We start from the raw sequence: 14,767 nt of genomic DNA on the forward strand, positions 1-14,767 counted from the left end.
GTCGCACCCCAGCTGGCGCGGGTCGCTTCCGCTCTTATCCGGTGCTGCGAGGAGCGGCACGTCCACGCGGCCGATGCGTGAAGCCATTGATCGTCACCACGCGCAGTTTCCCGGTGGGGGAGTCCTTTGGGGCGCCAAAGTACAATGAAACGTTTGAAACTGGGTCCGACAAATGCAGCTTATCGGGGATTGGCGGTTAACATAAGTTAACCCTTCGGGCCATCGCGCGGCCTTGGCGGAGGGGGGTTATGCATCGCATCCAGTCGGCCGTGGCATCGAACCATGCGGGCGTCGCGCGGGAACGCGTGTGGTGCCTGACATGCCCGTTGCGGCAGATCCCCGCGCTCCATGGCGTGTCGGATGCGGATGCTACGACCCTGGAAGAGTTCAAGCAGGGGCAAAGGTTTGCGGAAGCCGGTAGCGTGATCCTGGAACGAGGCGCGCGGCCGGGCCTGTTCACGCTGTTCTCCGGTTGGGCTGCAGAGTACCGGGCTCTGGGGTCCGGCGAGCGTCAGCTCGTCGCCATCCTCCTCCCCGGGGATCTGATCGGTCTCGATACGGTGATGGCGGGCCCCTCAGAGAGCACCATCATTGCCCTGACCCCCGTCATGCTGTGCAGTTTCGCTGCTGCGAGAGTCGACGAGATGTTCCGGCACGAGAGCTTCATGCGGAGTATCACGCGTGCTGCGGTTGCCGGGCGCCGCCGCCTCGTGGATTCGCTGACCGCGCTCGGTGCGGGGCGGACGTCTCGTGCGCTCGCCCATTTCGTCGTGACGTTGCACGATCGCCTGCAGATCCGGGGGCTGATGCATGACGGGGGCTTCAAGACGCCGCTCGGGAAACGCCACCTGGCGGAGGCTTGCGGAGTCACCGGGGTTCACCTGCATCGCGTCATGCAATTCCTGCAGGCTGAGYGGGTGATGTCCTTCGCGACCGGCCAGTTCAGCATTTACGACATGGAGCGGCTACGCCGTATGGCTGGTCTCTCCGTCAATGGTGCAGAGGCAGAGACAGTCCTCTGATGAGGTCTTCACGATTTTTTGTCCTAGAGGGTGAGCTGAAAAGGTAACATTTGTTTGGTTCGCCGAATAATTTTCTTTGGCCGGCTTAGAATTGATGTAAAATTTAATACATGGAGAAAGCGGCGGCAGTTCTCCTTTTAGACTTATTTCTGGCAAAATTATGGGGCGATGCGCTTTTAATTCGAGGATATTGTTATGATATTCGAAAATATACATGAGAATCTGCCGCTCATGGCCGATCGGCGGCCATCCTTGACTCGCTCGGGAGCCGAAGAGATTTCGCGTCTCCGAGAGCAGCCTGCCGCCATCGTCATCATCGAAGCCAGGCAATTGATCCGTGATTGCCTGGCTTCATCCCTGCTCTCTCAAAGTCGTGATTACGAGGTCGAGACGTTTTCGTCGCTGGCGGAATGGCGTCGCGAGCGGTCGAGCCCGCCGAGACCGGGAACGGTGGTTTTGCGCTATGTGAGCGGTCCGCGCTGCCGCAAGGAGATCGAGCGGGAGATCGAGGAGCTTGCCGCGGATGGCGATGTCTCGCTGGTTCTGCTTTCGGATACCGAGGACGTCGACGAGATGCTGGAGGCCATCGCGACCGGCGCGAAAGGCTATATCCCGACAACGCTTAGCCTCGACGTGGCACGCGGCGCGATGAGCCTGGTGCGTTCGGGCGGAGTGTTCATTCCGTCGGGGAGTCTGTTGTCGCGTCGCGCCGGCAAGCCGGGAGACCCGGTCGGGCCCCGGCAGATGTTCACACCCAGGCAGGCGGCAGTGCTCGAGGCCGTGCAGCATGGAAAGGCGAACAAGGTGATCGCCTATKAGCTCGACCTGAAGGAAAGCACCGTCAAGGTTCATGTCCGCAATGTCATGCGCAAGCTCGGTGCGCATAACAGGACAGAGCTCGCGGTCCTGAGCTTCAACTTGCCAGGCTCCGGTCGGTAGGGCGGGGCAGAGGAAGAGCGCGCCCGACAGGTGATACCCGGCCGGGCGCCGGGATCGTGAGGCTCGCTCGAGCAGGATCGCTCAGCCGTGGCTCTGGTCGAGATGGCCGAGGTCGCGGCCGGGGTCGAGGCGATCCCGCACGCGCTGCTTCAGCGCCTTCACGTCGGGGAAGCCGCCATCATTCTTGCGGTCCCAGATCAGCACGTCGTCATAATGGATCTGGAAGGTCCCGCCTGTACCCGGCAGGAGCGCGACTTCGCCAAGATCGGGGCCGAAGGTCGAGAGCAGTTCCTGGGCCATCCAGGCCGATCGCAGCAGCCAGTTGCACTGTGTGCAGTAGGTGATGGCAATGCGGGGGCGCTTCGTGTCCGACATGGCGGGAGCCTTGGCTTGCGAGCAGAGAATCCGTTCCGGGCTCGGAACGCTTGCGAGCGCTCATGCCAAAATACGCCTGACGGAACAAGCAACGCGACGACAGGGCTGATCCCGTCGTCGCGCAGGCGTGGGCCGGCCTGATCGAGGCTGGCCTCAGCTCACATCTTCTTGCCGTCCTTGTCGTACTGCTTGAGGAAGGCGGTGAGATCCTTGATCTCCTGTTCGTTCTTGATGCCGGCGAAGACCATCTTGGTGCCGGGGATCTTGGCCCGCGGATCCTTGATGTACTCGGCGAAGACGGTCTCGTCCCAGGTGATGCCGGAGTTCTTGTTGGCGTTGGAGTAGCTGTAGCCCTCGACGGAGCCGGAATGCCGACCGAAGAGACCGTTCAGGATGGGCCCCACCGTATTCTTGGCACTTTCGCCAAGCTGGTGGCAGGCGCGGCACTTGTTCCAGGAGCGCTCGCCGGCGGCGACGTCCTGGGCTTGGGCTGAATTCCCGAAGATCGCGGCAGCGATCAGGATCGTGGCGCAGGCAATCGCTTTCATCATGGTTCCTTCATCGGCAGCGGGCCGCACGGAATCGCGCGGCGGGAAATTCAGAATGCTTCTAATCGGCGCCTGGGCCAATCACGTGAACATGTCGGCGGTGATGCCGGCATACCAGCCGATGTTCTCGGCCTGGGTCTGCTTGCGCAGCTCGTCGCTCTCGTCGGGCTGCGAGACAAAGGTCTCGACAGCGGCGATTTTGCCGTCTTTCGGCTCATATCGACCGCCAACCTTGATGGCGTCGTCGGTGTCGACCAGGCTCCAGCAGGTGTTGACGTAGCGCGGCGGGAAGGTGCGCGACCCGGACAATTCGCCGCGGATGACCATGGCCGCGACCTTGGCCTGGCTGTTGGCCGAGAAGGCGGATTTCGGCATGTCGCCAGCGATGCAGGCATCGCCGAGGACGAAGATGGCGGGATCGGCTGCCGACTTCATCGTCGCGGGATCGATGGCGCAATAGCCGCCGGCGGGCGCAAGTCCAGCCTCGCGCGCGATCGCGCCCGCCATCTGGGCCGGGATGACATTGACGAAGGCACAGTTCTTGTAGGTTTCGAAGCCGGTCACCACGGTGTTGGTCTTGGGATCGACCGACTTGATGCCGTCATGCACCTTGGGGCCGAGCCACTCGATCATCGTGCCGTAGCGTTTCTCCCAGTCGGGTTGGAAGACGCCCTGCTTGGAGAAGCTCTCCTTCGGATCGAGGATGACGATCTTCGCCTGCTTGCGCCCGGTCTGCATCAGGACATGGGCGAACATCGAGGCACGCTCATAGGGACCTGGCGGGCAGCGATAGGGATTGGGCGGGGTGATCATCACGATCAGGCCGCCATCCGGCACCGCATCGAGCCGCTCCTTGATCAGCCGGGTCTGGCGGCCGGGCTTCCAGCCATGCGGCATCGCTTCCTCGGCCTCCTTCGACCAGCCCGGGACGGAATCATATTTGAGGTCGATGCCAGGGGAGAGCACGAGCCGATCATAGGGCAGGCGCTCGCCGGTGGAGAGCACGACCTCTTTCTTGTCGCGGTCGATCGCGGTGGCGCGGGCGCGCGCAAGCGTGATGCCGTTGTTCTTCGTCAGCGCGTCATAGCCATGGACGAGCTCGTCATAGCTCTTGAACCCGCCGATAAAGAGGTTGGAGTGAAAGCAGGTCTGGTAGCGCTCATTCTCCTCGACCAGCGTCACCGCAATGGCGCCATTGCTGTCCTTGGCGATGTAGCGGGCTGCAGTCGCACCGCCCGCGCCGCCACCGACCACGACGACGCGCGGCTTCGCCTGGCCAAGCACTGCGGGGGCGCCAAGGGTCGTCGCTCCGGAGAGCGCCAGCCCGGACAGAACCAGTGAACGGCGATCGATCAGCATCTCTCTCTCCCCATTATCGTCAGTGAACCCGGTGATCCCTGATCCCGGCAGGCCTTCTGCGGGCCTATCCAACCTTCATGTAGCCAAAGCCCTTGGCCTGCAGCGCAGCCACGGCTGCCACGCCCGACGGCACGAAGCTGATAAACGCGGCATCGCGCGCCTTGGCCTTGTCGAGCTTCAGCCGATCGAAGGTGATCTCGCAGAGATGAACCTTGAGACCGTTCTTTGCGACATCCTCGATCCGCTCGAAAATCTTGGGCACCATGGCCTCGTCGCGCCAGCTGGTGTCGGTAAGGTCGTTCAGGAAGAACTTCACGCCCTGTCCATGCGCGACGACGACCAACTGCAGGGCGAACGGATCGGCACCATAGGCAGAGTAATGGTTTGCGATGTTGGTCAGCATCTGAACGAAGCGCTGCGGATCGCCGAAATCACAATGATAGACACAGGCGACATCGGCTTCCTTCTGAAGGTCGGTCAGCTTGAGGTCACGCGGCGCTGCCCCTGCTGGTGTTGCTGCTGCGGCAAGGCCGGAGGCCGCTGCGAGAAGCATGCTGCGACGAGTGGCGTCCGCTAATGAATGTGACATTTGGCCCTCCCTCGGGTTTCGCCGGCTTCCGGTCTATGGAGCTGGTTTGAGGCTGCCGTAATAGCTTGCCAGCGCCTCGACCTCTTCCTGGCTCAGGCGCCCGGCGATGGTGCGCATCACCTGGTTCTCTCGCTGCCGGTCCCTGTAGCTGTTCATCAGTGCGATGAACTGGTCGACGGGGACGCCGACGATGGCAGGAATTCCTCCATCATGGCGCCCGCTGGTCTGGTGGCAGGCGGTGCATTCCGACGAAAGATACTCGCCGAGCGCGCGATCGCCGGCCGCCTGTGCGCAGGACATCACGGGGATCAGCGCCGCAAAACCGACCAGGGCGGCCAGGGCCACCCGGGATGCGCACTTTGCGGTGGCGCAGCCTGTCCCCATCAATCCACCTTGGGGGCGGTCTTGGAATCGGGCGTCACATCCAGCACGGCGGCCCGCCCGGTGATCTTTACCTCGGCCTTGCAGTCCTTCATGCAAGGCTCCTTGCCCCAGAACGCCTTCTCGGTGGTTTCGCGGTCATCGTCATAGAAGGTCGACGCGTTCGGAAGTTTGACGCTGGTGAAATTCTTATCGGACAGCTCGAACTCCTCGTCCTTCACGATGTCGTTGAGGTAGAGCAGATAGGCTGTCAGGGCGTAGATCTCGTCCGGTGAGAGCGACTGCGCATTGCCATAGGGCATGGCGCGGCGGATGTAGTCGTAGACGGTGGAGAGATCGGGCCAGAACGAGCCGATCGTCTTCTCCGGACGGTCCGAGGTCAGGCTGCCCTGGCCGCCTGCCAGCACGGGCCAGCGGCCATTGCCCTGCCCGAACTCGCCATGGCAGCTCGCGCATTGCGTCTGGAAGATCTCGTCGCCCTGCTTCACCGTGCCCTTGCCGGGCGGCAGGCCCATGCCGTCGGGCCGCACGTCGATGTCCCAGGCCTTGATCTCTTCCGGCAGCGCCAGGCGGCCGAGATTGAGTTTCGCGTGCGCGGGCTGGCCGGCGGCATGCGGCACGGGCTTGGGCTGGGCCTGCTTCTGAGGTTGCGCGATCAACGGGCCGGCTGCGACGACGGCGAGCGCCGCGAAACCCGCAAGCAGGGCGAGCTTAGGCGATCTCGACATTCTCGGTCTCCCCATTCGCCCGGACGAGCCAGGTCTGAATGCCGTTATTGTGGTAGATGGAATTGACGCCGCGCACCTTGCGCAGCTCGTCCTTGGTCGGCTGGACATAGCCGGTGGAATCCATGGCGCGGGACTGGATCAGCAGTTCCTGGCCGGCCCAGTCGAAATCGACATAGAAGCGGGTCAGCGACTTATCGAGAACGGGGCCGTCGATGCGGGCACTCTGCCAGTTCTTGCCGCCGTCGAGCGTGACGTCGACACGCTTGATCGTGCCGCGTCCCGACCAGGCCAGCCCGGACAGCACATTGCGCCCCTTGTGCTTCAGCGGCGCCTGCGGCGAGGGATTGGTCACCACGGATTTGGCGTCCATGATGAAGGTGAAGCGGCGCGAGCGGCCATCCGCAAGAAGGTCGGTATATTTCGAGGTTTCCTCGCGCGCCATCCAGGGTTTGTCGCCGACTTCGATGCGGCGCAGCCACTTGACCCAGAGATTGCCTTCCCAGCCGGGGATGACGGCGCGCAGCGGATAGCCCTGCTCGGGCCGCAGCGCCTCGCCGTTCATGGCGAAGGCGATGAGCACGTCACCCAGCGCCTTCTCGAGCGGGAGCGAACGGTTCATGCCGGAGGAATCCGCACCTTCCAGCATCAGCCATTTGGCGGTCGACTTCACACCCGCTTCTTCGAGCAGGGCCTTCAGCGGCACGCCCGTATACATGACGTTATGGACCATGCCGTGGGTGAACTGGCAGCCATTGAGCTGCGCGCCGCGCCATTCCATGCCGGAATTGGCGGCGCATTCGAGGAAGTAAACGCGGTTCTGCCGCGGCATACGCCGGATGTCCTCCATGGTGAAGACCAGCGGCTTTTCGACCAGGCCGTGGATCATCAGGCGGTGATTGGCCGGCTCGATATCGGCGATGCCGCCGTGATGGCGCTCGAAGCACAGGCCGGACGGCGTGATGATGCCGTCGAGTTCATGGAGTGGCGTGAAGTTGACCGAGGATTCCGGGGATGCCGTCAGCCAGGAGACGTCCCGGCGCATGACATGTTTCTCATGGCGCGAGGGCATTCCGTAGGGCCGCTTGTCGACGCCTTCGCCGAGATAGCGGTTCCAGTCCTGGACGTCGGTGATCAGCGGGTCGGGAGCCCCGGCGCGGGCACCGGTAGCCGAGGCGGCCAGCCCCGCGCCAGCCATTCCGGCCGCGCCGAGGAAGCGGCGCCTGCTCAGGCTTTCGCGGTTGCGGGGGGAGGTCATGGCGGCAGATTCCTCTGGATTGGGAGGGTTCAGGGAGGATGGCGCGGGTCAGGCGCCGGTCACCTTGACGGCGTCGTTTGGCGTGATCGAAACGGTCTTGGTGCGGGCGACATGGTCGCGGACCACGTCCCAGATCGGCGGCCCTTGCGTGCCCTCGTTGACGCTGGCCCAGCCGGCGACGACGTATTTCCGGGACGCATCGATCGGCTTGCCGGATTTCAGATGCGTCAGCCCGGAGATGCGGCTGCCCATCGGCTTGCCGATATCGATGGCGTAGCCCATGCCGCCGATGCGGACCATGTCGCCGCCGCCCTGGAAATAGGGATCGGGGTGGAAGATATTGTCGGCGACGTCCTCGAGGATCTCCTTGAGCTGGGCGCCGGTCATCTCCATGCGGTAGCAGTTGGGATAGGTGATCGCGGTCGCGTTGGTGATCGCCTCCCAGGTGATCGGCTCGCCGGGAAGCAGCGTCCCGCCCCAGCGGAAGCCGGGGGAGAGTGCGATCTCGGCGTCGCGCTGGCTCATCATGGCGTCGCAGATCAGGTCGTCGAAGGTGCCGTTGAAGTTGCCGCGCCGGTAGAGCAGCGACTCGGTCCGTCCGATCTCGCGGGCKAGGTCGGCGGCGAAGGGCTCGCGGAGCTTCCTGACCAGCGCCGCCATTTCGGTATCGGGGGTGATCGCTTCGGAGAAGACCGGCATCAGCTTGAAGCGGATATCGGCGACCTTGCCGTCCTTCACCGCGATGTCGAGCCGCGACAGGAACTTGCCATGCGAGCCGCTGGCGACGAGGGCGGTATTGCCGACGCGCACCACACCGGGCATCGCGTCATGGGTGTGGGCGGTCAGGATGATGTCGAGGCCCTTGACCCGCGCGGCCAGTTTCCTATCGACGTCGAAACCGTCATGCGAGAGCAGCACGACGATGGCTGCGCCCTCGGCACGGGCCTCCTCGACCTGTTTCTGGATCTCCTCCTCGCGGATGCCGAACTCCCAGTCAGGGAACATCCAGCGCGGATTGGCGATGGCGGTACGCGGCAGCGCCTGGCCAATCACCGCAACCTTGACGCCGCCCTTTTCGAAGACCTTGCGCGGCTTGAAGACGGGTTCGTTCCACTCCTTGTCGCGAATGTTCTGGGCGAGGAATGCAAAGGATGCGCTCTCCGCGGAAGCAGCAGAACCTTATCGTCTCCGCGTTCGGCGCGGATCGCCTTGACCAGCGTCGCGATGCGGTCGAGCCCGCCCATCCGGCCGTACTGACGGGCAAGCGAGGTGAAGTCGTCGGAGGTCAGGGCAAAGGCGTCGGCCGAGCCCGTGGCGATCTTGAAATGCTCCCGGAACTCCGCGTCGGTCAGGTGCGGCGGCTGACCCTTGGCCTCGCCGACGCCGAGATTGATCGAGGGTTCGCGGAAATGCAGCGGCACGAGCTGGGCGTGGATATCGGTGACGTAGAGAAGCGTCACGGTGCCGAGCGGGTCGAAGCGCAGGATGTCGGCCTGGGACAGGCGCTGCTGCGCGGCTGCGCGGCCGAGCGGGCCCAATCCGGAAGCCAGCGTGATGGCCGCAGCAGCCGATGTTGCCTGAAGAAAATCGCGCCGTGAGATCATGATCCACCCTTGGGCGGCGCGCAGCCGCCCTCATGCGGGGACGTTTCGCCCCGCTTGTCCGTTCGATGCGAGCAACCGGCCGGGTCGCGGCCGGCGAGACATCAGCCGACCGTCAGCTTGTTCTTGGCGGTGTATTCGGAACCGTCATCATCCTTCCAGGTGAAGGTGAATTCACCCGATTCCGTCGCCTTGAAGAAGAAGGACTGGTACGGGTTGGCCGAAATYGCGGGATGCCAATCGGCGGAGAAAACCGGCTTGCCGTTGAAGCTCGCGCTGAACTTGTTGATGATCTTACGCGGAATCGTCTCGCCCTTGGCGTCCTTGCGCTGGCCGGATTCCATCTCGTGCGAGATCAGCGTCTTGATCTCGATCATCTCGCCTGCGGCGGCCTTGGCGGGAACGCGGACCCGCGGGGTGGGCTTGGTGCTCATGGGGTATCCTCACCGTGATCTTGTCGTTGTCGGGGCTGGAACGCGCAGGTCTCAGCCGCCGCAACCGCCGATCGTGACCTTCACATTGGCCTTGGCCATATGCAGCGCGCCGTTCGACATCTCGGCGACGCAGACGATGTTCTGGGTCTGGGCGAGGCGCATGCGGGTCGCGGCCGAGGCCTTGCCGCAGGCTGGCGTGAAGCTGTAGCTGACGATGCCGGGAAGCGGGTTGCCGTCGGCATAGACATGCACGGCCTTGACGTAGTCGGCGTCCGTCATCGGGCTTTCGATCTCGATATTGATCGGGACGACCAGGCCGTTCTCGGCGATTTCGGGAACATCGAGCTTGATCTTGCCCGTGGCGAAGGGCTTGTCGCCATAGAGCTTCTTCAGTTCGTCCGCGACCGTCTTTTCATCCGCGAAGGCGAGCTTGGCGCCGAGAAGGCTGGCCACGGCGGCGAAGGCACCCGCCTTGAGAGCGTGACGGCGCGACAGCCCCGCTTGCTGAAAATCCATTCGGACATCCTCCCTGGAATTATTCTGGTTAGCTCTTGACGACGCGACCGTCCGTCGCACATCATTTCGACATATCGTGATATTGTTTTTTGTGAATGTAAAGGCTTTCAAATCAAGAAAGCCGGGAATGAAGGTCGCATGAAGCGGCCGGCTGGGGAAACGAAAGGGCAGGGCATGAAGCTCACTGTGATCGGCGCGGCAGTTCTTGCCGCGGCCATGACGCTCGCGGCCGGGCATCTGACCGCACAATCGCCGCCGCAGGACGATAGCGAGAAGGAGATCGAGCGCTATCGCCAGATGCTCTCGGACCCATTCTCCAACCCGGGTTATCTCGCAGTCGATCGCGGCGAAGAGATCTGGACGACGAAGCGCGGCACCAAGAATGTCTCGCTGGAAGGTTGCGATCTCGGCGAGGGCGCCGGCAAGCTGGAGGGAGCCTATGCGCGGCTGCCGCGCCATTTCGCGGATGCCGACAAGGTCATGGATCTGGAGCAGCGCCTGCTCTGGTGCATGGACAAGGTCCAGGGGCTCGACACCAAGGACGTGCTGTCGCGACGCTTCTCCTCTCCGGGAAAGGCATCCGATCTCGAGGACCTGACGGCTTTCATCGCCAACAAGTCGAACGGCATGAAGCTCGAGCCGCAGCTCAAGCACGCCAAGGAACTTGAAATGGCGGCTGTCGGCGAGGAGCTGTTCTATCGCCGCGGCGGCGTGATGGACTTCTCCTGCGCCACCTGCCACGCCGAGGAAGGCAAGCGCATCCGCCTTCAGGGCCTGCCCAACCTGTCCGTGCCGGGGGCCGCTGCCCAGGCGACGATGGCGACCTGGCCGACCTATCGGGTCTCCCAGAGCGCGCTTCGCACGATGCAGCACCGCCTTTGGGACTGTTATCGGCAGCAGCGCTGGCCGGTGCCGGATTTTGGCTCGGATAGTCTGACCGCGCTCACCGTCTTCCTGAACAAGCAGGCGGCCGGCGGTGAACTCAATGTGCCTTCGATCAAGCGCTGAGGGGACTGAACCGATGATCAGATCAGCTTTCGCCTCCCTCGCCCTGGGCAGCTTCGTGCTCTGTGCGYCAGCCCTTGCGCAGGACAAGCCGGCCAAGCCCAGCCAGGCGACGATCGAGGCCTATGTGAAGTCCACTTTCGGCAAGGCGCCGGCGGAATGGCAGGCGCGCATCACGCCGGATGAATCGCTGGCGGCGTGCAACGTCCATCGCAATCAGGTTTCGTCCGCGGATGCGGAGGCCATCACCAAGCGCGAACTCGCCAGGGTCAGCTATCCCGCCGACGGCAAATTCCTCGGCAACTGGAAGGAAGGCTACAAGGTCGCCAATAACGGCCGCGGCGGTCAGTTCTCCGATCCACCGGACACTATTGCCGGYGGCAACTGCTTCGCCTGCCACCAGCTCGATCCCAAGGAGCTGAGCTACGGCACGCTCGGCCCGAGCCTCGCCGCCTATGGCAAGGACCGGAAATACGACGCCGAGGCGATCAAGGACGCCTACACGAAGATCTATAATTCACAGGCCGTGGTGCCCTGTTCGAACATGCCCCGCTTCGGCACCAACAAGGTGCTGAGCGAACAGCAGATCAAGGACGTGATGGCCTATCTGTTCGACCCGGAATCGCCGGTGAACAAGTAGCGGCAAGGCCCAGCGGCAGTAAACGTCATCCCGGCCTCGGTTCTTCCGTGGCCGGGATGATTGCGTTTGGAGGTGACCAACGTCAGGCGCCTTGCCGCTTCAGCCACTCCGGGAAGGGCGCTGTCTCATAGCCCTTCTCCCGCACAAAGCGGAACATGGCGAGGAAATCGCGTGGTTCGAGCAGTCCCGGCATGCGGGCGACCTCGCGGGCTTGCGGCTTGCGTTGGCCAAGTCCTTCCGCGCTCTCGGGCATGAACTGGATCGTCGGAGTGAAGCGCACGCCATAGGCCTCGCCCAGCGCCTTCTCGCCCAGTTTGCGTCCGTCGAAATCGGTGACCTCGCGGGCGCCGATATGGTTGAGGTGCAGCACCTCGAAATTGGCCTTGATGTAACCTTCGATCTTGGGATCGGCGAGATGTACCTCATGCATTCGCCGGCAGGCCGGGCAGCCCTTGAGACCCCACATGATCGCGAGGCGCTTGCCGTTGCGGGTCGCGCTCTCGATGTCTTCGGAAAGGTCGAGGAAGCTCTCGAGATACCAGTCCTGCTGGTAGAGCCCGTCCTCGCCGAGTCTGGCGGCGGCGAGGGTCTGAGGCGCGAAGGAGACGGCGAGGGCAGAGCCGAGAAGCCTGCGTCGGGTCAGCATGGAAACTCTCCCTTCAGCCGATCGTGCCGAGGATCGGGATGGTCTGTAGCAGCCAGCCGGCGAGCGCCGGCATCATTCCGGTGATGAACAGCAAGCCTGTCACGACGAGTGCGGCGCCCATCGTCTTCTCGATGACGGCCATGTGCCGGCGGAAGCGGGAGAGCCAGGTCAGGAAGGGACCGGCAAAGACCGCCGCCAGCAGAAAGGGCAGGCCGATGCCGAGCGCATAGGATGCGAGCAGAAGCGCGCCGCGCGAGGCGCTGCCCTCGGCGCCCGCGACCATCAGCACCGTCGCCAGCACAGGCCCGACGCAGGGCGTCCAGCCGAACGCGAAGGCAAGCCCGACGAGATAGGCGCCGAGCAGGCCGGCGGGACGTGCGGATGTCTGGAAACGGGCCTCCCGGTAGAGCAGAGGAATCCGCAGCCATCCGAGAAAATGCAGGCCCATGACCAGGATGATTGCACCGGCGGCGATGGACAGCGTGTCGAAATGCGCGGTGATCCAGGTCCCGATGGTCGAGGCGGTGGCGCCGAGTGCGACGAAGACGGTGGCGAAACCGAGCACGAAAACGGCGGCCATGGCGATGATGCGGCGACGCTGCGCGGCCGTCAGCGCGCCGTCCGAGCCGGACAATTCGCCGATGCCGACACCCGCGAGGAAGCAGAGATACGGCGGCACCAGGGGCAGCACGCAGGGGCTCAGGAAGGAGAGCAGACCTGCTGCGAAAGCCCCTGCGATCGAGATGTCGAACAAGGTTCAACCCGCCAATTGTTTAAACATATGAATACGACTATGTTTGTCGGATGAAAGCAATCGCGAAATGGCTGAGCTGGCATGCCGGCCTCGCAGCACTGGTGGGGCTGGCGCTTGTCACCCTGCCGTTGCGGGCGGCAGAGCTGGTGATGTTTGAACGCGACGGCTGCATCTGGTGCGCCCGCTGGGACCGGGAGGTCGCGCCTGTCTATGCCAACACGCCGGAGGGCAAGGCAGCACCGCTGAGGCGGGTCGATCTCGGTTCCACCCGCGCTGATGAGCCTGGACTTGCTGCACCGGTCCGCTTCACGCCGACCTTCGTCCTGATGGATGAAGGGCGCGAGGTCGGCCGGATCACCGGCTATATCGGCGACGACGCATTCTGGGGTTTGCTTGGCAAGATGCTTGCTGGCATGGACAGTCCCAGCCATCGAACCCGCGGCCAGTCCGCGACAATGGAACGAAAATGAGCGCGATTGTCTCCAAGGCCCTTGAAGCCGAGCTGCGCGACGGTGCCGAATTCTCGGCCGAGCTCGATCAATTGATGCGCAAGGCCCGCAAGGCCAGCGATTTCCTGAAGGCCCTGTCCCACGAAAACCGGCTCCTGCTGCTCTGTCTGCTGGCCGAGCGCGAGCGCACCGTAACGGAACTTGAGAACATCCTCTCGCTGCGCCAGCCGATGGTTTCGCAGCAGTTGGCGCGGCTGCGGCTCGACCAGTTGGTCACCACCCGCCGCGACGGCAAGGCGATCTATTACAGCCTCGCCAATGACGATGTGCGTCAGGTCATCTCGGTGATCTACGACATCTTCTGCAACCGTCCCGAGAGCACGGACCGCTTGCGTGATTGAAATGGGGGCCGGCAGGGGCGTCTGACGATCATGGAACCTCTGCCGACCTGGGCCGTGACGCTGATCGGCGTCGTCATCGGCGCGGCTTGCGGCTTCACTGCCCGGCGTGCCCGGCTCTGCTCCTTCGGGGCGATCGAGGACGCCTGGATGGGTGGCGATACGCGCCGCCTGCGCATCTTCGGGCTTGCGCTCGCCGTTGCGCTCGTGGGCACGCAGCTTCTGGTCGGCTTCGGCTGGCTTTCGCCCCGGCTCTCGACCTATGTGCCTTCGGCCCTGCCCTGGCTCTCGATCCTGCTCGGCAGCACGGTCTTCGGGATCGGCATGGCGCTGGTCGGCACCTGCGGCTTTGGCTCTCTCGTTCGTCTCGGCAGCGGCGACCTGCGCAGCCTGATCGTGATGATGGTCTTCGGTGCCGTCGCCTATGCCACGCTCCGCGGCATGCTGGCTTCCTTTCGAATCGATGTGCTCGAGACGGTCGCCCTGCCGATACCTGGTGGAGTGCAGGGTGATCTGCCTTCACTGCTCGCCTGGTTCGGTCTCGGCGACTGGCGGCTTGCCATCGTTCTCGTCGCCGCCCTGGTGCTGATACTGGCTGTGCTCGCTGACCCTCGGTTGCGGCGTTCGCCGCGGCTGCTGCTGGCCGGGCTGACGCTGGGGTTCGGCGTCGTTGCAGGCTGGTGGGCGACAGGTGTGGCGATCGACGAATTCGCCGCGTTTCCGCGCCCGCAGAGCCTGACCTTCGTCTCGCCAATCGGCCGGGCGCTCTACGCGGTCCTGACCCACCCCATCGGGTTCCTCGATTTCGGGGTCGGCACCATTCTGGGGGTGATGCTCGGAGCCTTTGCCTCGGCGCTCTACGATCGCGAGTTCCGCTGGGAGGCCTTCGACGATCACCACGAGATGCGCCGCCATCTGGCGGGCGGTGCGCTGATGGGATTCGGCGGCATTCTCGCCGGCGGCTGCACCATCGGGCAGGGCGTCACGGCTGGCTCGCTGATGGCGCTGTCCTGGCCGCTGGCGGTCGCCGGCGTGATGCTCGGCGCCCGCATCGGTATCGCAATTCTCGTCGAGGGCTCGGTGAGCGAGATGCTGGCCGAACGCTTCGGGCGCCGCCGTCGCTGCGAT

Annotated in this window: 18 protein-coding genes and 1 pseudogene; 7 read left to right on the forward strand and 12 right to left on the reverse strand. The window is 63.9% G+C overall.

Annotated elements, in window-relative coordinates; genetic code table 11:
* Positions 1-248 precede the first annotated feature (248 nt).
* Both AC1D34_RS29725 and AC1D34_RS29730 read left to right on the forward strand, forming a co-directional pair.
* Positions 249-1,022, forward strand: coding sequence for a Crp/Fnr family transcriptional regulator (locus tag AC1D34_RS29725; RefSeq protein ID WP_476826149.1), 774 nt, complete (start codon positions 249-251; stop codon positions 1,020-1,022).
* A 252-nt stretch (positions 1,023-1,274) separates the two neighbouring features.
* Positions 1,275-1,961, forward strand: coding sequence for a LuxR C-terminal-related transcriptional regulator (locus AC1D34_RS29730; protein ID WP_476826150.1), 687 nt, complete (start codon positions 1,275-1,277; stop codon positions 1,959-1,961).
* 81 nt (positions 1,962-2,042) lie between these two features.
* Here the strand turns inward: AC1D34_RS29730 and AC1D34_RS29735 are convergent, their stop codons facing one another.
* The 10 genes and pseudogenes from AC1D34_RS29735 to soxY all read right to left on the reverse strand — a co-directional run bounded on the left by AC1D34_RS29735 (position 2,043) and on the right by soxY (position 9,747).
* On the reverse strand, positions 2,043-2,336 hold the full coding sequence (locus tag AC1D34_RS29735) for an Rdx family protein (RefSeq protein WP_043238576.1): 294 nt from the start codon (positions 2,334-2,336) through the stop codon (positions 2,043-2,045).
* Positions 2,337-2,494: 158 nt separating this feature from the next.
* Positions 2,495-2,887 carry a c-type cytochrome gene (locus AC1D34_RS29740; protein ID WP_441506955.1) on the reverse strand — a complete coding sequence of 131 codons (393 nt, stop codon included), beginning with the start codon at positions 2,885-2,887 and terminating at the stop codon, positions 2,495-2,497.
* A gap of 78 nt (positions 2,888-2,965) precedes the next feature.
* Positions 2,966-4,243, reverse strand: coding sequence for an FCSD flavin-binding domain-containing protein (locus tag AC1D34_RS29745; protein WP_441488148.1), 1,278 nt, complete (start codon positions 4,241-4,243; stop codon positions 2,966-2,968).
* 64 nt (positions 4,244-4,307) lie between these two features.
* Positions 4,308-4,832: a DsrE family protein gene (locus AC1D34_RS29750; RefSeq protein WP_441506956.1), complete on the reverse strand. Its 525-nt coding sequence runs from the start codon at positions 4,830-4,832 to the stop codon at positions 4,308-4,310.
* 33 nt (positions 4,833-4,865) lie between these two features.
* Complete coding sequence (locus AC1D34_RS29755) at positions 4,866-5,177, reverse strand: c-type cytochrome (protein WP_441488150.1); 312 nt, start codon at positions 5,175-5,177, stop codon at positions 4,866-4,868.
* A 38-nt stretch (positions 5,178-5,215) separates the two neighbouring features.
* Positions 5,216-5,941 carry a c-type cytochrome gene (locus tag AC1D34_RS29760; protein ID WP_441506957.1) on the reverse strand — a complete coding sequence of 242 codons (726 nt, stop codon included), beginning with the start codon at positions 5,939-5,941 and terminating at the stop codon, positions 5,216-5,218.
* A complete protein-coding gene (gene soxC, locus AC1D34_RS29765) occupies positions 5,925-7,196 on the reverse strand; it encodes a sulfite dehydrogenase (protein ID WP_441506958.1) in 1,272 nt (423 codons plus the stop codon). Before soxC ends, AC1D34_RS29760 begins: the two co-directional genes overlap by 17 nt.
* Positions 7,197-7,244: 48 nt before the next feature.
* A pseudogene (soxB, locus tag AC1D34_RS29770) lies at positions 7,245-8,800 on the reverse strand (thiosulfohydrolase SoxB).
* Positions 8,801-8,901: 101 nt separating this feature from the next.
* Positions 8,902-9,231: a thiosulfate oxidation carrier complex protein SoxZ gene (soxZ, locus tag AC1D34_RS29775; RefSeq protein WP_043238560.1), complete on the reverse strand. Its 330-nt coding sequence runs from the start codon at positions 9,229-9,231 to the stop codon at positions 8,902-8,904.
* Positions 9,232-9,282: 51 nt separating this feature from the next.
* Positions 9,283-9,747 (reverse strand): thiosulfate oxidation carrier protein SoxY, encoded by a 465-nt coding sequence (soxY, locus tag AC1D34_RS29780; RefSeq protein WP_441506959.1) that lies wholly within the window; start codon positions 9,745-9,747, stop codon positions 9,283-9,285.
* A gap of 216 nt (positions 9,748-9,963) precedes the next feature.
* Between soxY and soxA the strand changes: the two genes are divergently transcribed.
* Both soxA and soxX read left to right on the forward strand, forming a co-directional pair.
* Positions 9,964-10,755, forward strand: a complete 792-nt coding sequence (gene soxA, locus AC1D34_RS29785) for a sulfur oxidation c-type cytochrome SoxA (RefSeq protein ID WP_441507037.1) — start codon at positions 9,964-9,966, stop codon at positions 10,753-10,755.
* 13 nt (positions 10,756-10,768) lie between these two features.
* A complete protein-coding gene (gene soxX / locus AC1D34_RS29790; RefSeq protein ID WP_476826151.1) occupies positions 10,769-11,392 on the forward strand; it encodes a sulfur oxidation c-type cytochrome SoxX in 624 nt (207 codons plus the stop codon).
* A gap of 82 nt (positions 11,393-11,474) precedes the next feature.
* Here the strand turns inward: soxX and AC1D34_RS29795 are convergent, their stop codons facing one another.
* On the reverse strand, positions 11,475-12,038 hold the full coding sequence (locus tag AC1D34_RS29795; protein WP_476826152.1) for a thioredoxin family protein: 564 nt from the start codon (positions 12,036-12,038) through the stop codon (positions 11,475-11,477).
* A 13-nt stretch (positions 12,039-12,051) separates the two neighbouring features.
* Complete coding sequence (locus AC1D34_RS29800) at positions 12,052-12,792, reverse strand: cytochrome c biogenesis CcdA family protein (RefSeq protein ID WP_441488157.1); 741 nt, start codon at positions 12,790-12,792, stop codon at positions 12,052-12,054.
* A 50-nt stretch (positions 12,793-12,842) separates the two neighbouring features.
* On the opposite strand from AC1D34_RS29800, the gene AC1D34_RS29805 reads away from it, so the two are divergent.
* The 3 genes from AC1D34_RS29805 to AC1D34_RS29815 form a co-directional block, all read left to right on the forward strand.
* Entirely contained in the window at positions 12,843-13,262 is a 420-nt protein-coding gene (locus AC1D34_RS29805; RefSeq protein WP_441506962.1) for a thioredoxin fold domain-containing protein, read from the forward strand.
* A complete protein-coding gene (locus AC1D34_RS29810) occupies positions 13,259-13,642 on the forward strand; it encodes an ArsR/SmtB family transcription factor (protein ID WP_043238549.1) in 384 nt (127 codons plus the stop codon). The genes AC1D34_RS29805 and AC1D34_RS29810 overlap by 4 nt, the downstream gene beginning before the upstream one ends.
* Positions 13,643-13,672: 30 nt before the next feature.
* A partial coding sequence (locus tag AC1D34_RS29815) for a YeeE/YedE family protein (protein WP_441506963.1) occupies positions 13,673-14,767 on the forward strand: 1,095 nt, incomplete at its 3' end.

It is taken from the genome of Allobosea sp. P1_A7 (assembly GCF_056406775.1).